Annotated in this window: 25 protein-coding genes; 12 read left to right on the forward strand and 13 right to left on the reverse strand. The window is 73.3% G+C overall.

The annotated features are described in order from the left end of the window. Positions 1 to 7: 7 nt before the first annotated feature. The gene (grpE, locus tag AB5970_RS07005) at positions 8 to 568 is read right to left on the reverse strand and encodes a nucleotide exchange factor GrpE (RefSeq protein ID WP_370503203.1); all 561 of its coding nucleotides are present in this window, start codon (positions 566 to 568) and stop codon (positions 8 to 10) included. Further along, the gene (gene dnaK, locus AB5970_RS07010) at positions 565 to 2,427 is read right to left on the reverse strand and encodes a molecular chaperone DnaK (RefSeq protein ID WP_370503204.1); all 1,863 of its coding nucleotides are present in this window, start codon (positions 2,425 to 2,427) and stop codon (positions 565 to 567) included. Before dnaK ends, grpE begins: the two co-directional genes overlap by 4 nt. A gap of 284 nt (positions 2,428 to 2,711) precedes the next feature. On the opposite strand from dnaK, the gene AB5970_RS07015 reads away from it, so the two are divergent. Beyond that, on the forward strand, positions 2,712 to 3,278 hold the full coding sequence (locus AB5970_RS07015) for a dihydrofolate reductase family protein (RefSeq protein ID WP_370503205.1): 567 nt from the start codon (positions 2,712 to 2,714) through the stop codon (positions 3,276 to 3,278). Between the two features lie 56 nt (positions 3,279 to 3,334). On the opposite strand, the gene AB5970_RS07020 is transcribed toward AB5970_RS07015, so the two are convergent. Then, positions 3,335 to 4,252 (reverse strand): cold-shock protein, encoded by a 918-nt coding sequence (locus AB5970_RS07020; RefSeq protein ID WP_370503206.1) that lies wholly within the window; start codon positions 4,250 to 4,252, stop codon positions 3,335 to 3,337. Positions 4,253 to 4,386: 134 nt separating this feature from the next. Here AB5970_RS07020 and AB5970_RS07025 point away from each other — a divergent pair, with 134 nt between their 5' ends. After that, positions 4,387 to 5,862 (forward strand): DUF6345 domain-containing protein, encoded by a 1,476-nt coding sequence (locus AB5970_RS07025; RefSeq protein WP_370503207.1) that lies wholly within the window; start codon positions 4,387 to 4,389, stop codon positions 5,860 to 5,862. Positions 5,863 to 5,869: 7 nt separating this feature from the next. Here AB5970_RS07025 and AB5970_RS07030 read toward each other — a convergent pair whose 3' ends face one another. The 3 genes from AB5970_RS07030 to AB5970_RS07040 form a co-directional block, all read right to left on the reverse strand. After that, on the reverse strand, positions 5,870 to 6,241 hold the full coding sequence (locus AB5970_RS07030) for a VOC family protein (protein ID WP_370503208.1): 372 nt from the start codon (positions 6,239 to 6,241) through the stop codon (positions 5,870 to 5,872). A gap of 28 nt (positions 6,242 to 6,269) precedes the next feature. Then, positions 6,270 to 6,377, reverse strand: a complete 108-nt coding sequence (locus tag AB5970_RS07035) for an alpha/beta fold hydrolase (protein ID WP_370503209.1) — start codon at positions 6,375 to 6,377, stop codon at positions 6,270 to 6,272. Positions 6,378 to 6,488: 111 nt separating this feature from the next. Next, positions 6,489 to 6,839 (reverse strand): hypothetical protein, encoded by a 351-nt coding sequence (locus tag AB5970_RS07040; protein WP_370503210.1) that lies wholly within the window; start codon positions 6,837 to 6,839, stop codon positions 6,489 to 6,491. Between the two features lie 97 nt (positions 6,840 to 6,936). Between AB5970_RS07040 and AB5970_RS07045 the strand changes: the two genes are divergently transcribed. Together AB5970_RS07045 and AB5970_RS07050 are read left to right on the forward strand one after the other, a co-directional pair. After that, positions 6,937 to 7,377, forward strand: a complete 441-nt coding sequence (locus AB5970_RS07045; protein WP_370503211.1) for a YciI family protein — start codon at positions 6,937 to 6,939, stop codon at positions 7,375 to 7,377. A 26-nt stretch (positions 7,378 to 7,403) separates the two neighbouring features. Next, positions 7,404 to 8,582: an RNA polymerase sigma factor gene (locus AB5970_RS07050; protein WP_370503334.1), complete on the forward strand. Its 1,179-nt coding sequence runs from the start codon at positions 7,404 to 7,406 to the stop codon at positions 8,580 to 8,582. 9 nt (positions 8,583 to 8,591) lie between these two features. On the opposite strand, the gene AB5970_RS07055 is transcribed toward AB5970_RS07050, so the two are convergent. Further along, complete coding sequence (locus AB5970_RS07055; protein WP_370503212.1) at positions 8,592 to 9,209, reverse strand: LysE family translocator; 618 nt, start codon at positions 9,207 to 9,209, stop codon at positions 8,592 to 8,594. 112 nt (positions 9,210 to 9,321) lie between these two features. Here AB5970_RS07055 and AB5970_RS07060 point away from each other — a divergent pair, with 112 nt between their 5' ends. Then, positions 9,322 to 9,774, forward strand: a complete 453-nt coding sequence (locus tag AB5970_RS07060) for an Lrp/AsnC family transcriptional regulator (RefSeq protein ID WP_370503213.1) — start codon at positions 9,322 to 9,324, stop codon at positions 9,772 to 9,774. 56 nt (positions 9,775 to 9,830) lie between these two features. On the opposite strand, the gene AB5970_RS07065 is transcribed toward AB5970_RS07060, so the two are convergent. Both AB5970_RS07065 and AB5970_RS07070 read right to left on the reverse strand, forming a co-directional pair. Next, the gene (locus tag AB5970_RS07065) at positions 9,831 to 10,091 is read right to left on the reverse strand and encodes a GlsB/YeaQ/YmgE family stress response membrane protein (protein WP_370503214.1); all 261 of its coding nucleotides are present in this window, start codon (positions 10,089 to 10,091) and stop codon (positions 9,831 to 9,833) included. 37 nt (positions 10,092 to 10,128) lie between these two features. Further along, positions 10,129 to 10,770 carry a class I SAM-dependent methyltransferase gene (locus tag AB5970_RS07070; RefSeq protein WP_370503215.1) on the reverse strand — a complete coding sequence of 214 codons (642 nt, stop codon included), beginning with the start codon at positions 10,768 to 10,770 and terminating at the stop codon, positions 10,129 to 10,131. Positions 10,771 to 10,890: 120 nt separating this feature from the next. On the opposite strand from AB5970_RS07070, the gene AB5970_RS07075 reads away from it, so the two are divergent. Further along, on the forward strand, positions 10,891 to 11,109 hold the full coding sequence (locus tag AB5970_RS07075; RefSeq protein ID WP_370503216.1) for a chemotaxis protein CheW: 219 nt from the start codon (positions 10,891 to 10,893) through the stop codon (positions 11,107 to 11,109). Positions 11,110 to 11,121: 12 nt separating this feature from the next. On the opposite strand, the gene AB5970_RS07080 is transcribed toward AB5970_RS07075, so the two are convergent. Beyond that, positions 11,122 to 11,565, reverse strand: coding sequence for a nitroreductase/quinone reductase family protein (locus tag AB5970_RS07080; protein ID WP_370503217.1), 444 nt, complete (start codon positions 11,563 to 11,565; stop codon positions 11,122 to 11,124). Positions 11,566 to 11,650: 85 nt separating this feature from the next. On the opposite strand from AB5970_RS07080, the gene AB5970_RS07085 reads away from it, so the two are divergent. Continuing rightward, a complete protein-coding gene (locus AB5970_RS07085; RefSeq protein WP_370503218.1) occupies positions 11,651 to 12,058 on the forward strand; it encodes a type II toxin-antitoxin system VapC family toxin in 408 nt (135 codons plus the stop codon). Positions 12,059 to 12,076: 18 nt separating this feature from the next. Here AB5970_RS07085 and AB5970_RS07090 read toward each other — a convergent pair whose 3' ends face one another. After that, on the reverse strand, positions 12,077 to 12,511 hold the full coding sequence (locus AB5970_RS07090; protein WP_370503219.1) for a VOC family protein: 435 nt from the start codon (positions 12,509 to 12,511) through the stop codon (positions 12,077 to 12,079). A 29-nt stretch (positions 12,512 to 12,540) separates the two neighbouring features. Here AB5970_RS07090 and AB5970_RS07095 point away from each other — a divergent pair, with 29 nt between their 5' ends. The 5 genes from AB5970_RS07095 to AB5970_RS07115 are packed head-to-tail and all read left to right on the forward strand — an operon-like array spanning position 12,541 to position 16,871. Continuing rightward, a complete protein-coding gene (locus AB5970_RS07095) occupies positions 12,541 to 12,951 on the forward strand; it encodes a type II toxin-antitoxin system PemK/MazF family toxin (protein ID WP_370503220.1) in 411 nt (136 codons plus the stop codon). Between the two features lie 54 nt (positions 12,952 to 13,005). Next, entirely contained in the window at positions 13,006 to 14,250 is a 1,245-nt protein-coding gene (locus AB5970_RS07100) for an MFS transporter (protein ID WP_370503221.1), read from the forward strand. A gap of 49 nt (positions 14,251 to 14,299) precedes the next feature. After that, a complete protein-coding gene (locus AB5970_RS07105; protein WP_370503335.1) occupies positions 14,300 to 15,229 on the forward strand; it encodes a metalloregulator ArsR/SmtB family transcription factor in 930 nt (309 codons plus the stop codon). After that, the gene (locus tag AB5970_RS07110) at positions 15,226 to 15,639 is read left to right on the forward strand and encodes an arsenate reductase ArsC (protein WP_370503222.1); all 414 of its coding nucleotides are present in this window, start codon (positions 15,226 to 15,228) and stop codon (positions 15,637 to 15,639) included. The genes AB5970_RS07105 and AB5970_RS07110 overlap by 4 nt, the downstream gene beginning before the upstream one ends. Further along, a complete protein-coding gene (locus tag AB5970_RS07115) occupies positions 15,636 to 16,871 on the forward strand; it encodes an APC family permease (protein WP_370503223.1) in 1,236 nt (411 codons plus the stop codon). The genes AB5970_RS07110 and AB5970_RS07115 overlap by 4 nt, the downstream gene beginning before the upstream one ends. A gap of 15 nt (positions 16,872 to 16,886) precedes the next feature. Here the strand turns inward: AB5970_RS07115 and AB5970_RS07120 are convergent, their stop codons facing one another. Then, a complete protein-coding gene (locus tag AB5970_RS07120) occupies positions 16,887 to 17,093 on the reverse strand; it encodes a hypothetical protein (protein ID WP_370503224.1) in 207 nt (68 codons plus the stop codon). A gap of 2 nt (positions 17,094 to 17,095) precedes the next feature. Next, a complete protein-coding gene (gene arsM / locus AB5970_RS07125; protein ID WP_370503336.1) occupies positions 17,096 to 17,851 on the reverse strand; it encodes an arsenite methyltransferase in 756 nt (251 codons plus the stop codon). Positions 17,852 to 17,859: the final 8 nt, after the last annotated feature.

Genomic DNA, 17,859 nt, shown 5'->3' on the forward strand with positions numbered 1-17,859 from the left:
TCGGGTTCTACGCCTCGGGATCCACGACCGCGACGCGGGCGGCCCGCAGGACCCGGTCGGGCGTGCGGTACCCGGGCTGCAGCACCATCTGCACGGTCGACTCCGTGACGTCCGCCGCGTGCGAGTGCATGAGCGCCTCGTGGATCGCGGGGTCGAACGGCTCGCCGACCGCGCCGTACCGGATCACCCCGAAGCGACCGAGGGTCGCCTCGAGCTTCTCCGCGATGGACACGAACGGTCCGGTGAGGTCACCGTGCTGGCGGGCCAGCTCGATGTCGTCCAGCACCGGGATGAGCGCCTCGACGATCGCGTGCACGCCCCGGTCGTGGGCGGCGAGGGCGTCGGCCTTCGACCGCTTCACGAACCCGGAGTACTGCTGCTCGAGGTTGTAGTAGGCCGCCTTCGAGCGCTGGAGCTCCTCCAGCCGCTCGGCCGCGAGCTTCTCGGCCTCGACGAGGCCCTCGAGCACGACCTCCTCCTCGGCGGACGCCGCGATGGACTCGGCGTCGGCGAGGACCTGCTCCTCAGGAGTCAGGCCGTCGCCGGCGTCGTCGGTGCCGGAGGTCACTTGACCGCCTCGTCCTCGTCGTCGACGATCTCGGCGTCCACGACGTCCTCGTCGGACGACGCGTCAGCAGCGGGCTGCTCGTCGGCCGGCGCGTTGGCCGCCATGTTGTCGGCCGAGTAGATCGCCTCGCCGATCTTCTGGCTCGCCGCGAGCAGGGCCGAGTGCTTGGCCTTGACCTCGGCGACGTCGGTGCCCGCGAGCGCCGTCTTGAGCTCGGTGACCGCGGTCTGCACCTCGGTCTTCACGTCCTCGGGCAGCTTGTCCGCGTTGTCGACCAGCAGCTTCTCGGTCGAGTACACCAGCTGCTCGGCGGAGTTCCGGGTCTCGGCCTCCTCGCGACGCGCCTTGTCCTCGGCCGCGTGCTCCTCGGCCTCGCGCACCATGCGCTCGATGTCCTCCTTGGGGAGGGCCGAGCCGCCGGTGATCGTCATCGACTGCTCCTTGTTGGTGCCGCGGTCCTTGGCGGACACGTGCACGATGCCATTGGCGTCGATGTCAAACGTGACCTCGATCTGCGGCACGCCACGCGGAGCCGGCGCGATGCCGGTCAGCTCGAACGTGCCCAGCGGCTTGTTGTCCCGCGCGAACTCACGCTCGCCCTGGAACACCTGGATCAGCACCGACGGCTGGTTGTCCTCGGCCGTGGAGAAGATCTCGGACCGCTTGGTGGGGATGGCCGTGTTGCGCTCGATGAGCTTGGTCATCACGCCGCCCTTGGTCTCGATGCCGAGGCTCAGCGGGGTGACGTCGATGAGCAGGACGTCCTTGCGGTCGCCCTTCATGACGCCGGCCTGCAGCGCGGCACCGACGGCGACGACCTCGTCCGGGTTGACGCCCTTGTTGGGCTCCTTGCCGCCCGTGAGCTCCTTGACCACCTCGGTGACCGCGGGCATGCGGGTCGAGCCGCCGACGAGCACCACGTGGTCGATGTCCGCGAGCTTGATGCCCGCGTCCCGGATGACCGACTGGAACGGCGCCTTGGTGCGGTCGAGCAGGTCCTGCGTCATCTGCTGGAACTGCGCGCGCGACAGCTTGGTGTCCAGGTGGACCGGGCCGTTCTCGCTCATCGACAGGTACTGCAGCGAGATGTTGGTGCTCGTCGCGGACGAGAGCTCCTTCTTGGCCTGCTCGGCAGCCTCACGCAGACGCTGCACGGCGATCTTGTCCTTGCCCAGGTCGACGCCCGTGGAGTTCTTCACCTCGGAGATGAGGAACTCGACGATGCGCTGGTCCCAGTCGTCGCCGCCGAGGCGGTTGTCGCCCGAGGTCGCGCGGACCTCGATCGTCGAGAAGCCGTCGTCGTCCTTGCCCACCTCGAGGAGGGACACGTCGAACGTGCCGCCACCGAGGTCGAAGACGAGGATGAGCTCGTCCTCCTTGCCGCGCTCGAGGCCGTAGGCCAGGGCCGCAGCGGTGGGCTCGTTGATGATGCGCAGGACGTTGAGGCCCGCGATGGCGCCGGCGTCCTTGGTGGCCTGGCGCTCGGCGTCGTTGAAGTACGCCGGGACGGTGATGACGGCCTCGGTGACGGGCTCGCCCAGGTAGGCCTCCGCGTCGCGCTTGAGCTTGGAGAGCACCCGCGCGCTGATCTCCTGCGCGGTGTACTTCTTGTCGTCGATCGTCTGCGACCAGTCCGTGCCCATGTGGCGCTTGACGGACGTGATCGTGCGGTCGACGTTGGTGACGGCCTGGCGCTTGGCGATCTCGCCGACCAGCACCTCGCCCGTCTTGGAGAACGCGACCACCGACGGCGTCGTGCGCGACCCCTCGGCGTTGGCGATGACCGTGGGCTCGCCGCCCTCGAGGACAGCGACCACCGAGTTGGTGGTACCGAGGTCGATGCCGACTGCTCGTGCCATGTGTGTGCCTTCTTTCGTGTGCTTCCGGGGACTACGGGTCTCGCTCTTGAGTCCGGCTGGCTCAAGTCTGCGTCGGCTTCCGGCCGCGCGCAAACCCGAGGGGGTCGAACTTGAGTCTGTTGGGCTCAACCTTGGTCCGTCGGGATGCATTCCCGGCGACCGCGGCTCAGCTCGCGCTGGCACTGTTCACCCTGCCGACGGGCAGACGGCTCCCACCGGCGCCCCGTCTTGCCGGTGCTTCCGTGCCACTGCCACCCTGAAGCCCCGACCGGCCGGAGGCACCCATGGGCAAGCTGATCTACGCCGCGAACACCTCGCTCGACGGCTACCTGGAGGACGAGGACGGCTCGTTCGACTGGTCGGTCCCCGACGAGCAGGTGCACGCGTTCTGGAACGAGCACGAGCGGCAGATCGGTACGTCGCTCTACGGCCGCCGCATGTACGAGACGATGCGCGTCTGGGAGAGCGACGACTGGTTGGCGAGCGAGCCGGCCGTCGTCCGCGAGTACGCGGGGATCTGGCGCGACGCCGACAAGGTCGTCTACTCCACGACGCTCGACGCGGTGTCGACGGCGCGGACCAGGATCGAGCGGAGGTTCGACCCCGAGGCGGTACGACGCCTCAAGGAGGAGTCCGGCGCGGACCTCAGCATCGGCGGTGCGACCCTCGGGGCCGAGGCATTCCGGCACGGGCTCGTCGACGAGTGCGTGCTGCTCCTGTGCCCGGTGGTCGTGGGCGGAGGCAAGCCGGCGCTGCCGCGGGGCGTCCGACTCGACCTGGGGCTGCTGGACCACGGACGGTTCGAGAACGGCGTGGTCTACGTGCGCTACGCGGTACGCGCCGCTTCCTGACACACCACCGTGGTCCTGCCGTCCCGAAGCGTGGCGTCCTGAGCGGATGCGCTGGCTCAGACCCGTTCGACGGCGTCCGCCTGCGGCCCCCGGTCGCTCTGGCGGATCTGGAACCGAACCCGGTCGCCCTCCTGCAGCGCGTCGGATCCCCGCACGACCGACACGTGCACGAACAGGTCGTCACCGCCCGCGTCCGGGGTGATGAAGCCGAACCCGCGCTCCGCGTCGTAGCGCGCGACCACGCCCTCGCCGCCGCGGACGGGGCCGGCGGACTCCCTCGGGGGGCCGGACCGAGCGCGACCCGACGCCCCGGGCGCACCCCCGACGAGCCGGATGTTGCGGGCCTGGAGACCCTTCTCGCTGGTGCCGACGTCGTAGGTCACGCGATCGCCCTCGGACAGCTCGGTCGCTCCCGCGGGCAGCGCCCGGACGTGGACGAAGAGGTCCTCGCCGCCCGAGTCGGGCGTGACGAAGCCGAACCCCTTGTCGACGTCGTACCAGGACACGGTGCCGTCCGCCCCGTCCGACGCCCGAGGTCGTCCCATGGCCTCCGGCCCGAGCGGCAGCAGGTGGTCCGCCTGCGGCCCCTTGTCCCCGTCGACCACCAGGAACGCCACGCGCTGCCCGTCCGAGATCACGCCGCCGCCCACGATGGCCGAGCTGTGCACGAAGATCTCTGCGCCGCCGCCGTCGGGCGAGATGAAGCCGTAGCCCTTGCCCGGCTCGTACCAGGAGACCGTGCCGAGGACGCCCAGCAGCGCGTCCGGGGCGTGCTCGCCCGTGATCCGGACCCGGCGGGCCTGCGGGCCGCGGTCGCCCTCGCCCGCCTCGAACTCGACGACCTGGCCCTCGCGGAGCACGTCGGCGCCGATGATCTCGGACGCGTGGACGAAGAGGTCCTCGACCCCGTCCCCGAGGTAGAGGAAGCCGAACCCCCGCTCGGCGTCGAACCAGCGGACAGTTCCCTGGGGCACGGCGGACTCCTTGTCGACGGTCACGTTGCTGGCACCAGTGTCCCTGACGGGAGCGGTATCACCTCCGGTCGGGCCCGCTCCTCCCTTGTGCAGCCCGCACCGCGGCGGGACGGCGTGCCGTCAGGGGGAGAACAGTGGCCGACAACATGTACGCGGGCGTCTCGGTGCAGGTCTTCCCGAGCGGGGACGCCGCGCTGAGCAGCCCGCACGACGACGTGAAGGGGTTCCTCGACTACGTCCGGCAGTTCAACGGGGTCAACTTCCACGCGCGGGACGACGACGTGCGCGAGTGGCGGTTCAACCGGGAGTACGACAACTGGCAGGACAGCCTCGGCATGGACTCCGTCCGCGTGCTCTACGAGCACACGCACATGGGCATGGCTGCGGATGGTCGCTACGTCGCCGCGATGGGCCGCACGTGGGACAACACCCTGCAGGCCGACTCCACGCGGATGTCGTTCGGCGACCAGCGCCTGCGCTACCTCCTGCTCCACGGGTGCGACTCGCTGCAGATGCACGGGGGGCAGAACCCCTGGCGCACCTGGGCGGAGCCGAACAAGGGCGCGCGGATGATCTTCGGCTTCGACGGGCTCACCTACGACGTCGGCGGGGTCGGCGCCGGGTTCTTCCGGGAGTGGAACACGGGGAAGTCGTTCAGCCAGGCCTGGCAGGACGCTGCGTTCGCGACCCTGACGAACCACCGGCCGTCGTCGACCGCCTGCGGCGCGACCGCCGAGGAGGCTCAGGACCGGCTCTGGAACGAGCGCCTGTTCCACGGCGGCGCCGTCTCCGACAACTGGTACTGGTGGCGATCGGCGGGCCCGGCCGTGATCGAGGTCGTCATCACGATCACCGTCCCGCCGTCACCGATGCGCCTCTCGGTGGAGCGCCGGCCCGTCGACGACGAAGCCGCGCGGAGCCTGGGCGAGCGGTTCGGGATCCGGGCGCTGGTCGCTTCGGCGGCGTCGCCCGATCCCCACCGCAGGGACGACCGTGCCGACGCCGTCGGCCCGCGTCTCGTCCTGTCGCCGGACGGGTCCTCCGAGGCGTTCCTCGCCGAGCCCTACCGCGACGCCCGGTCGATCGACCTGGACGCGGCCAGGGAGATCGCCGAGCAGACGGTCCGCTCCCTGGAGCTGGACACCGAGCTGGTGTTCGACGCCCTCACGGTGACCGAGCACGGCGGCGTGAGCCGCGACGGCGACCAGACCGAGACGGCCGTCGCCGACGTCACCGCCCACTTCCGTCAGGTGTACGAGGGGACGCCGATGGCCCGAGGCGGGGACGGTCACGTGCGCGTCACCCTCGACCCCTCGGGCACCGTGTGCAGCATCTCCGACCGGACCGTCGCGGTGGTGGATGCCGTCGAGGCGGCGCCGTCCGACGGCGACGAGGTCGACGTCGACGAGGCTCTTCACCGGGCGATCGGGGACCTCGAGCGGCAGCTCCGCTGCGACGGCCGCAGCGACTCCGAGCTGGTCGTCCTGCCGGAGACGCGGGACGTCGCGTACCGCGTCGACCGCGGCTCGGCCGTCCTGGTCGCGCGCGAAGAGGTCGAGATCCGCAGCAGCGACTTCGCGATCCGCAAGGTGGTGGAGGTCGTTCTCTAGCCGTGGACTACTCCAGCGCCGGCGCCCACGGCGGCCGCGGGATCAGGCAGAACGGGTGCCCGGCCGGGTCGGCGTACACGTGGTCGCCCGCGGGGAGCCGGCGCGCGCCGAGGGCGAGCACGGCCGCGTCGGCGTCCTCGAGGTCGTCGACCATGACGTCCAGGTGCATCTGCTGCGGCCGGCGCGGGTCCGGCCAGTCGGGCGGCTGGTGGTCGGGGGCCAGCTGGAACGCGAGCCCCGAGGTGTCCTCGGCCGGCGCCACGACGACGAAGTCGGGCGACCGGTAGGTGATCCGCTGGCCCAGCAGGCTCGCGTAGAAGGCCGCCAGCCGGTCGGGGTCGGGGCAGTCGATGACCAGGTGGTGCAGGCGACCGATCATGCTGCGAGGATCCCCGCGCCGGCGTCGGTCAGCAAGGCTCCAGGAACTGGTCGAGCGCGGCGGGGTTCTCCAGGTGCGGCAGGTGGCCGGCGTCCTCGACCAGCACGAAGGTCGCGCCGGGGATGCGGGACGCCACGGACCGGCCGTAGCCCGGCATGACGATCCGGTCGACGCTGCCCCGTGCGGGAGCTCCGGGAGAAGCTGCTCAGCCCAGGCGGCTGACCGCGGCTCGACGTGACGGCCTGAGTCAGGCCCGGCGGCGCGGCCAGTCGAGCATGACGAACAGGTCGCGCTCGCCGGGTGGGCCCTCGAGCACGGCCCGGGCGACGGCGGGCTCACCGGCCTGCTCGCAGGACCAGAGCTCGAAGTCCATCGTCTGCGACCACGTCGGCGGCAGGAACCCCAGGACGGTCGACCCGTCGAGGACCTTGACCACGTCGTGCTCGGTGCGGGCCAGCGCGACCGCGAACCCGCGCTCGGACCGGCGGGCCCGGCGGGGTGCGGCCTGCTCGAGGAACCCGCGGACGCGCACGGGCACGTGGCCGCCGCTCGCGGGCACGAGCCGGCCGGGCATGCGGGTCGAGGACGACGGGTCCATCCGCGGAAACTACTCCTGCTGACCGTGTCGAGAAACGCGAGCCGGCTCCGTTCGGCGAGTGAAGGTGCCAACCTGGGCACGACGAAGGAGGAGCATCATGGCCAAGTACCTGCTGATCGTGGACTTCCAGAGCGGTCCGGACGACTCGCCGATGTCGGAGTGGACCGACGACGAGGTCGCCGAGCACCTGAACTACTACGGCCGGCTCAACCGGGAGCTCCTCGCCAGCGGCGAGCTCGTGGGCGGCGAGATCCTCACGGGTCCCGACCTGGCCAAGGTCGTGCGGTCCGACGGCGCGACCACCGTGGTCACCGACGGGCCGTTCCAGGAGTTCAAGGAGTGGGTCGCGGGCTACCAGATCGTCGAGACGGAGACCGAGGCCCGGGCGGTGGAGATCGCCGGCCTGGTGTCCGCGGTGCCCGGGCGGGGCGGCGTCCCGACGCAGCAGCCGATCCAGGTCCGCCGGATCATGGAGGACGGACCCTCCGACGTCGAGGAGATGAACGCGTTCCTCGAGACCGCGAGCGACCCGCGCTGAACGTCCCGGGCGACGTCGAAGACCTGCTGCGCACGCTCGCGCCGCAGGTCCTCGGCACGCTCGCGCGGCGGTGGGGGGACTTCGACGCCGCGGAGGACGCGGTCCAGGAGGCGCTCCTCGCCGCGGCGCGCCACTGGTCGACCGACGGCGTCCCGGAGCAGCCGCGCGGCTGGCTCCTGCAGACGGCGTCGCGACGCATGGTCGACCAGTGGCGCAGCGACGCGTCCCGACGGGACCGCGAGGCCCGTGTCGCCACCGAGCCCGGTCCGGGCGCAGCCGCCCAGGACGACGACACGCTCACGGTGCTGTTCCTGTGCTGCCACCCCGTGCTCACCCCTGCGTCCGCGGTGGCGCTCACGCTCCGCGCGGTCGGGGGCCTGACCACCGCGGAGATCGCGCGCGCGTTCCTGGTGCCCGAGCCGACCATGGCGCAGCGGATCAGCCGCGGGAAGCAGCGGATCGCGGGGTCGGGCGAGCCGTTCTCGATGCCGGAGCCCGAGGAGCGTCCGGCGCGGCTGCGCAGCGTGCTCCGCGTGCTGTACCTGATGTTCAACGAGGGCTACGCCAGCAGCGCCGGGGCCGACCTGACGCGCGTCGACCTGTCGGACGAGGCGATCCGGATCGCGCGGCTGGTGCACGCGGCCGAGGACGACGCCGAGGTCTCCGGGCTGCTCGCCCTCCTCCTGCTCGTCGACGCCCGCCGACCGGCCCGGACCGACGAGTCCGGCGACCTCGTGCCGCTGGCGGACCAGGACCGGACCCGCTGGGACCGTGCGCGCATCGCCGAAGGCCTCGCGCTCCTCGACGACGCGATCGAGCGCGGGACCGTCGGGGAGTACCAGCTGCAGGCCGCGATCGCCGCGGTGCACGACCGTGCGTCGACCGCCGACGCCACGGACTGGCCGCAGATCCTCGCCCTCTACGGGCTGCTCGAGCGCATGACGGGCAACCCCGTGGTGACGCTCAACCGGGCGGTCGCGGCGGCGATGGTCGACGGGCCCGCCGCGGGGCTGGACCTGCTGGGCGGCGTCGACGACGGCCTCCCCCGCGTCGACCAGCTGCGGGGGTACCTGCACGAGCTGGCGGGCCGGCGCGACCTGGCGCTCGAGCACTACCGCCGGGCCGCGGGCCGGGCCACCAACGTCGCGGAGCGGCGCTACCTCGACGCGCAGGTCGCGCGGCTCGCGGCCGGCGGCCCCGCCTGAGCCGGACGGTCACCGGAGCAGCTGCTCGACGCCCAGCACGGCTCCCAGGCCGATCATCACCACGCCGGACATCCGCGAGACCACCAGCGCCGCGGTGGGGCGGGCCCGCAGGACGTGCCGCGCCGTCAGCGCCACGCTGGTGTACACGACCGCGCAGCTCACCGTGTGGGCCAGGCCGAGCAGGGCGATCTGGACGGGCAGCGGCCACCCGCCGCCGGGGTCGGTGAACTGCGGCAGCAGGGCGACCAGCAGCAGGAGCACCTTCGGGTTGAGCCCGCTGATCCCCCAGCCGCGGGCCGCCCACTGCCCCGGCGACCTCGCCACGGCGGCGTCGTCGGCTCGCGGCGCCGCCGCGCGCGTCAGGGTGCCCACCCCGAACCACACCAGGTAGGCCGCGCCGGCGACCGTCAGCGCGGTGAGCACCTCCGGGGCACGGGCGACCAGGGCACCGACGCCGACGGCGACCAGGAGGGTGTGCGTCAGGTGCCCGGCGAGCAGGCCGCCGACGGCGGGGCCGATCACGCGGCCGTGCAGGCCGGCACTGATGGCGAAGGCCCAGTCGGCCCCGGGGGCCAGGACGAACAGCAACGACAGGACCCAGAACGCGGCGGCAGCGCTGAGGTCCACGGCCCGCATCCCCTCTCGTCCCCGATCCCTGACGGGGACGCTAGGCGCGATCGGGCCAAAGGTGCTGCCCACTTCTTCGACGACATCCCGGCACCGTGGAAGGATCTGCTCCGTGGACGACATCGACCGGAAGATCCTTGCGGAGCTGCAGCAGGACGGACGGCTGACGCTGACGGAGCTGGCCGAACGGGTGCGGCTCAGCGTGTCCCCGTGCCATCGCCGGCTGCGCGCCCTGGAGCGGTCGGGCGTGATCAGCGGGTACCGGGCGCACCTCGACCCGGCGGCGCTGGGGCTCGGCTTCGAGGCGCTCGTCTTCGTCACCATGCGCGAGGCCACGCGGGCGAGCATCGAGGCGTTCGAGGACGCGGTCGCCGAGGTGCCCCAGGTGCTGCTGGCGCAACGGCTGTTCGGCGATCCCGACTACCTGCTGCGGGTCATCGCGCGCGACCTGCCCGACTTCCAGCGGCTCTACGACGACCACCTGTCCACGCTGCCCGGCGTGCAGCGCGTGGCGTCGACGCTGGTGATGAAGTCCGTCGTGGAGAACCGGCCGCTGCCGCTCTGACGGCCGCAGGTCAGGCGCTCTGACGGCCGCAGGTCAGGCGCTCTGACGGCCCGAGGTCAGGCGGCGGAGCGACCGCGGGCCAGGCGCCAGACGGCGGTCACGATGACCGCGCCGACGATCGACCCGATGATGCCGCTGGGCCGCAGCTCGAGCCCGTCACCCGCAAGGAGGCTGGCCAGCAGCCCGCCGACGAAGGAGCCGACCAGGCCGGCGACGATCGCCATGGTCCAGTCGATGCCCTTGCGTCCCTTGCCGAGGATGAGCTGGGCGAGCGCGCCGACGAGCATCCCGAACAGGATCAGGCCGAGGATCAGCATGGGCCGAGACTAGGGCACGACGTCCGTTCTGCGCCGCTCATCCCCTCTGTCCGTCGTCGGACGTCGTCGCGGCGACCCGCTCGACCAGCCGCCAGCGCGAGGCCTCGGTCTCCGTGACCCGCAGCCCGGCCGACTCCATGAGCTGCAGCGGGCGACGGCGGTGGTGCTCACCGGCGCGCGCCGGCGTCACGGCGTCGAGCACGCGCTGCACCGCCCGGCCCAGGCGAGCCGAGGACTCGACGTGGTCGGCCAGGAGCAGCTTTCCGCCCGGCCGCAGCACGCGCGCCAGCTCGCGCAGGACGGCGAGCTCGTCGGCGACGCAGCACATGGTCAGCGTGCAGACCACGGTGTCGAACGCGTCGTCAGGCAGCGCCAGGTGAGCGGCGTCGCACTGCAGGGTCCGGACCGGCACGTGCAGCGACGCCGCGCGGGCGGACGCCGCCCGGAGCATCACCGCGCTGACGTCGGTGATCGTCAGGTCGGTCGCGCGGGCGGCGTAGTACGGCAGGTTCGCCCCGGTGCCGACCGCCACCTCGAGCGTCCGGCCCTCGACGCGATCGGCGATCCAGCGCCGGGCGGGCGCGAAGAGCCGCGGCTCGAGGAAGGCGGTGGTCCGGTCGTACCTGGGCGCCTGCTCGTCCCAGTACGCCGCCCCACCCCGGCCCGGCGTGCCCGCCATGTCCCAGCCTCCCGTGCCGGTCCCCTGGGCCCTTCGGCCCAGACCACCCCCGCGCGCCCCTGGGAGAATGGATGGGTCGGCGACCCCGACGCACGTCCCAAGCACCTACCAGGAGCTCCTATGTCCGCCGCCACTCCTACCCTGCACTCGACGCCGTTGTCGAGGCGGGTCACCGACGTCATCGAGACCGTGCGCTGGGCGCCGGCTCCGCCCTGGGGCCGCTCGGCGGCCGACCACACGCGCTACCTCGTGTACCTGGCCGGGAGCATGCTCATCTGGACCGTCATCGGCCTGGGCGCGGCGGCTCTGATCGGTCTGGGACTGGCGCTGCTCGGCTGACCGCCCGACCTCTCAGGGCCGGTCGTCGTCGACCGGCTCGAGCAGGACGAGCGGGATGACGCGCGTCGTCCGCTGCTGATAGGCGGCGTAGTTCGACAGGACCTCGGTGACGCGCGGCCACAGCTGCGCGCGTTTGTCGGGCGTCGCGACGCGCGCCACCATGGGCCGGGACGGGCCACCGGAGACGGCGACCCGCACGTGCGGCTCCTCGATCAGGTTGAGGAACCAGGCCGGGTGCGCATCGTCGCCCCCGGCGGACGCGACGACCACCCACGCCTGCCCGACCTGCAGCGGCGCGGTCAGCATCGAGACGCGCGGTCGGCCGGACCGGCGCCCCACCGTGGTGAGCTCGAGCGTCGGCATGCCGAGCAGCCTCCCGCCGACCCTGCCGCGGCTCACGCGCACCAGCGCGCGGTGCAGCCCGCTCAGCGTGCGCATCACCGCGGTGCTGGTCATGGCCGGGTCACCCGACGACCGTACGCGGTCGCCGTGCCGGTGCGAGGATGCGGTCGTCCGCCAGTCCGTCCGATGCGGGGGCCCCATGACCAGGTTCGTCGTCGACGCCGGTGCCGCGCTCCAGCTGGCGGGCTCCCGTGCGCAGCCCGCCGCCGGCCATCAGCTGCTCGCCCCGACGCTCCTGCGGTCGCAGGTGCTCTCGTCGATGCACGAGGCCGTCCACCGGGGCGAGCTCGCCGCGCCCGAGGCGCGCGCCCGGCTCGCGCACGTCGCGACGCTGAAGATCCGGCTGCTCGGCGACGGGGTGCTGCGCGACACCGCCTGGAAGGTCGCCGACGAGCTGGGCTGGGTGTCGACCTACCAGGCCGAGTACGTCGCGCTCACCCGCCTGCAGGCCGACTTCCTGGTGACGCTCGACGCGGACCTGGCGCGCGCGGTGGAGGGCGTCGTGCCGACCGCGCCGTTCGACGCGCTCCTCGACCCCACGGCCTGACCGCGGCCGCGCCGATCCTCAGTCCTCGGCGCCGAACCGCCCGCGCGCCTCGTGCGGGATCAGCGGCTTCTCGGCGCGGACCTTGAGCTGCTGGACCGCCCAGGTGTTGCCGTCCGGGTCGCTGAAGCCGAAGAACGTGCCGCCGTCGCGCTCGTCGAAGACCGTGATCTCGGAGGGCTCGACCCCGCGCGCGACCAGCTCGGCGCGGGCCGCCGCGGCGTCGGCCACCACGAGCTGCAGGCCGTGCAGCGTGCCGGGGGCCATCTGGTTCTGCGACGGGAGGGTGCCGAGGACGATCGAGCAGCCCGACCCGCGCGGGGTCAGCTGGGCCACGTGCATGTGCTCGTCCCGCGTCTCGTGGTCGAGGTCGAACCCGACCTGGTCGCGGTAGAACGCGATGGAGGCGGCCAGGTCGCTCACCGGCACGACGACGACTTCGAGGGTCCAGTCCACGCACCCACTATGGCCCCTACGCTGCGCGCATGAGTGAGATCGCCCAGCTGCCCGCGGACCACCCGTGGGCCGCCGTCGGCCTCGTCGTCCTGCTCCTCGTCCTGCTCCGCCTGCTGCGCCCGCGCGCACCTCGCCCCCGCCCGGGCGAGGTCTGGTTCGCCCAGGTGCCGTTCGACGACGGCTCCGGGAGCAAGGACCGGCCGGTGCTGGTGCTCGCCGTCCACGGGGCCACCTGCGAGGTCGCCCGCTTCACCTCGCAGGACCGCGACGCCCGCCGCGACCACGTCCGGGTCCCGCAGGGCGTCCCGGGCCTGCCCAAGGCCAGCTGGCTCAACCTGCGCCCGCTGCCGCTGCGCCGCTCCGCGTTCCGTCGCCATGTCGGGGACCCGGGCGAGGCGTTCGTCGCCTGGTACCGCTCAGCCGCCGGCGACCGCGTCTGAGGCCGCCGCATTGCAGTGTCCCGACCCCCTGCGAGCGACTAGCGTCTGGCCCTTGTGAGCCAGATCCTCGACACCGTCGTCCCCCGCAGGCTGGGCACCAGGTTCCGGTGGCTGCTGGCGTCGTCGTGGAGCTCGAACCTGGGCGACGGCATCGTCATCGCGGCCGGTCCGCTGCTCGTGGCGAGCCGCACCGAGGACGCGTTCCTCGTCGCGCTCGCGGCGCTGCTGCAGTGGTTGCCGCCGCTGCTGTTCGGGCTCTGGGCCGGCGCGCTGACCGACCGGCTGGACCGGCGCCGCCTGGTGATCCTGGTCGACTCGCTGCGGACCGTCGTGCTGGTGCTGCTCGCGCTGGCCATCGCCACGGACATCGCCACGATCGCGCTCGTGCTCGTGGCCATGTTCCTGCTGGGCACCGCCGAGACGTTCGCGGACAACGCGTCGAGCACGCTGGTGCCCATGCTCGTGCAGCGCGACGACCTCGCGCTGGCCAACAGCCGCATCCAGGCCGGCTTCGTCACGGTCAACCAGCTGATCGGGCCGCCGCTGGGCGCGCTGCTGTTCGCCGCGGGTCAGGCCCTGCCCTTCGCCACCGAGGCGCTGCTGGTGGCCGCCGGGGCGGTGCTGATCTCCCGGATCGCGCTGCCGCCGCACCGCAGCGAGCGGCCCGACACCCACCTGCGGCACGACATCGCCGAGGGGGTGCGCTGGGTCCGGCACCACGCCGCGGTGCGCACGCTCGTGCTGACCATCCTCATCTTCAACGTGACGTTCGGGGCCGCCTGGTCGGTGCTCGTGCTCTACGCGCGCGAGCAGCTGGGGCTCGGCGCGGTCGGGTTCGGCGTGATCACGACCGTGGGGGCCGTCGGCGGGCTCGTCGGCACGGTGTCGTACGGCTGGATCACCCGGCGGGTCAGCCTGGCGAACCTCATGCGGATCGGGCTGATCGTCGAGACCCTCACGCACCTGGCCCTGGCGCTGACGACGACGGCGTGGTTCGCCCTGCTCGTGTTCTTCGTGTTCGGCGCGCACGCCTTCGTGTGGGGGACGACCTCGGTGACGATCCGGCAGCGCGCCGTGCCGACCGAGCTGCAGGGCCGGGTCGGCAGCGTGAACCTGGTCGGGGTCTTCGGCGGTCTCGTGGTCGGGGCCGCGATCGGCGGGGCGCTCGCGCAGCGGTACGGCGTGACGGCGCCGTTCTGGTTCGCGTTCGTCGGCTCCGCGATCTTCGTGGTGCTCATCTGGCACCAGCTGCGGCACGTCGCGCACACCGACGAGCAGGACGCACCCGAGCCCGCTTGACGCTTGCATCGAGATTCTTCAATATAGGCACGTGACCGCGACCAGCGCCATGAGCGCCCCGGCCGCCGACGACGTCGCGCGGGCGCTCAAGGCGCTGGCCGACCCGCTGCGGCTGCGCGCCCTGTCGCTCATCGCCGCGAGCCCGGCCGGCGAGGCGTGCGTGCTGGACATCAGCGAGCTCACGAACGCGTCGCAGCCCACCGTGTCGCACCACCTGCGGGTGCTCAAGGACGCCGGGCTCGTCACCGCCGAGCGGCGCGGGACCTGGGTCTGGTACCGGATCGCGCCCGAGCACCGCGCCGCCGTGCGCGCGGTGCTCGAGGCGTTCGGGAGCACGCAGGTGCCCCCGGACGACGCGCTGCCCGACCTGGACCTGCGCCTGGACGAGGTGGCCGCCGACCTGGCCGTGCGGTACCCGTCGATCGGGACGGCCCGGGTCCGCGACGTGGTCCGGGACTCGTCCACCGCGCTGGCGCGGACCGGCGGCGTGCGCGCCCGGCTGCCGGGGCTCACGGAACGCTTCGCACGGCAGCGGCTCGACGACCTCGTGCGCATCGAGGGCGGCCCGACCGTGCCCCGCGTGCTCTTCGTCTGCGTGGCCAACGCCGGCCGCTCGCAGCTCGCCGCGGCCCTGTTCCAGCGCTATGCGGGGTCGTCGGCGCTCGCGCGGTCGGCGGGATCGTCGCCCGGGCCGGCCATCCACGCGCACGTCCGGCCGCAGCTCGACGCCCTCGGGGCCGACGGCTTCCCGAAGCCGCTGACCGACGACGCCGTCCGCGCGGCCGACGTGGTGGTGACGATGGGCTGCGGCGACGTCTGCCCCGTCTACCCCGGCACCCGCTACGAGGACTGGGCCGTCGGCGACCCGGCCCTCGCGTCGCCCGAGGGGGTCGCGGCGATCCGCGCCGACATCGACGACCGCGTCCGCCGTCTGCTCACCACGCTCGACATCCCGATCGACACCCCTGGAGAGTCATGACCACGCCCAGCGTCCTGTTCGTCTGCGTCCACAACGCCGGCCGGTCCCAGATGGCGGCCGGGTTCCTCACCGCGCTGTCCGGCGGTGCCGTCGAGGTCCGCTCCGCCGGGTCGATGCCCGCGGAGCAGGTCAACCCCGTCGCCGTCGAGGCCATGGCGGAAGTCGGCATCGACATCCGCGCCGAGCAGCCCAAGGTGCTCACCACCGAGGCGGTCCAGGCCTCCGACGTCGTCGTGACGATGGGCTGCGGCGACGCGTGCCCGTACTTCCCCGGCAAGCGGTACGAGGACTGGGTGCTCGAGGACCCGGCCGGGCAGGGCATCGAGTCGGTGCGGCCGATCCGCGACGAGATCCGCGGCCGGATCCTCATGCTCCTGGCCGAGCTGGGCGTGGAACCCGTCCGCGCGTGACGGCCCTCGTCCGGCGACTGGGGGTCACGGACGCGGTCGTCGTCGGCCTGGGCGCGATGCTCGGAGCCGGGGTCTTCTCCGCGTTCGGGCCGGCCGCCGACGCCGCCGGCTCGGGCCTGCTGATCGGGCTGGCGATCGCCGCGGTGGTGGCCTTCTGCAACGCCACCTCCTCGGCGCGGCTGGCCGCGGTGCACCCCGAGTCCGGCGGCACCTACGTCTACGCCCGGCGGCGGCTCGGTGAGTTCTGGGGGTTCCAGGCCGGGTGGTCGTTCGTCGTCGGCAAGACCGCGAGCTGCGCGGCGATGGCCCTGACGTTCGCCACCTACGTCGCGCCGGACCGCGCGCGGTTGGTCGGGATCCTCGCCGTCGTCGCGATCACGGCCCTCAACTACCGCGGCGTGCAGAAGTCGGCGCTGGTCACGCGGGCGATCGTCGTCCTCACCCTGCTGACGCTCGTGCTCGTCGTCGTGGCCGGCCTGGCCGGCGGCACCGCGTCGACCACGAACCTCGCGGGCGTCGACCTCGGCGGCGTGCTGCAGTCGGCGGGGCTGCTGTTCTTCGCGTTCGCCGGCTACGCGCGCATCGCGACCCTGGGCGAGGAGGTGGTGGACCCGGCCCGCACGATCCCCCGCGCGGTCCCGCTCGCGCTCGGGATCGTGCTCGCCGTGTACCTGGTGGTCGGCGTCGTCGCGCTGCTCGCGGTCGGCCCGGACGGGCTCGCGGCCACCTCGGCACCCCTGCGCGCGGTCGTCGAGGCGGGCTCGCTGGCCGCCCTGAGCCCGGCCGTGCAGGTCGGCGCGGCCGTCGCCTCCCTCGGGGCCCTGCTCGCGCTGGTGCTCGGGGTCTCCCGCACCACGCTGGCGATGGCGCGCGACCGCGAGCTGCCCGCCTCCCTCGCGGCCGTGCACCCGCGGCACGGCGTGCCGTACCGCGCCGAGCTCGCCGTCGCGGCGGTCGTCATCGTGCTCGTCGCCACCCTGGACGTGCGCGGTGCCATCGGGTTCTCGTCGTTCGGCGTGCTCACCTACTACGCCCTCACCAACGCGAGCGCGCTGCGCCTGCGCGCCGACGAACGACGGCCGCCGCGGTGGGTCGCGGTCCTCGGGCTCGTCGGCTGCCTCGTGCTCGCGTTCTCGCTGCCGCTCGCCTCCGTGCTCGGCGGCGCGGCGGTGGCGCTGGCCGGCGCGGTCGTCTGGTGGCTCCGCCGGCGGCGCGGCCGCACCCGGGCGTGAGTGCGGCCGCGCCTGTCAGGCAGGGGCGCAGCAGGCCGACGGCGGCGCGACCGCGAGGGTCGGCCGGGCGGCCAGGAGCCGGGCGACGAGTCCCGGCCGAGGCCGGCGAGGCGCCCGTGCCGGTGCGGCAGACCGGTCGGCGACGGCGAGCCGCCGGCGCAGCTCGGCCTCGAGCTCGCGCTCGCGCTGCTGGTGCAGGACGGCGAACAGCTCCGGGTGCATGACTACTCCTCGGGCAGCGGCTTGCGGGCGCGGACCACGGCGCTGTGCATGCCGTCCGCGACCTGGTGGGTGAAGGAGACGTCGACGTCGGTGAACCCCGCGCCGACCAGGCCGTCCACGTACTCGGCCCGCGACAGCGCGCCCGCGATGCAGCCGACGTACGAGCCGCGCTCGGCCCGCTGGTCGGGGGTCAGGTGGTCCTCGGCGACGACGTCCGAGATGCCGAGCCGCCCGCCGGGAACCAGCACGCGGTACGCCTCGGCGAGGACGGCCGGCTTGTCGACGGACAGGTTGACCACGCAGTTCGAGATGACGACGTCGACCGCGGCGTCGCCCAGCGGGAGCTCCTCGATCGTGCCGCGCAGGAACTCCACGTTGGTCGCGCCCGCCTTTGCGGCGTTGGCCCGCGCGAGGTCGAGCATCTCGTCGGTCATGTCGACCCCGTAGGCGAAGCCCGTGGGACCGACGCGGCGCGCGGACAGCAGCACGTCGATCCCGCCGCCCGACCCGAGGTCGAGCACGCGCTCCCCGGCCCGCAGCTCGGCGACCGCCAGCGGGTTGCCGCACCCGAGCGACGCCGCGAGCGCCTCCGGCGGCAGTTTCACCGCGTCCTGCGCGTCGTACAGCGCCGCGCCGAACCGCTCGTCCACCTCGACCGAGCCGGGCGCGCAGCTCCCGGCGCTGCAGCACCCGTCGCCACCGACCTCCACCGCCGCCAGCGCGTACCGCTGACGCACCTGCTCCCGCACGTCGTCCATCTCGTCCG

The sequence above is a fragment of the Cellulomonas sp. ICMP 17802 genome, from assembly GCF_041295535.1.
In the GTDB taxonomy this organism is placed as follows: domain Bacteria; phylum Actinomycetota; class Actinomycetes; order Actinomycetales; family Cellulomonadaceae; genus Cellulomonas.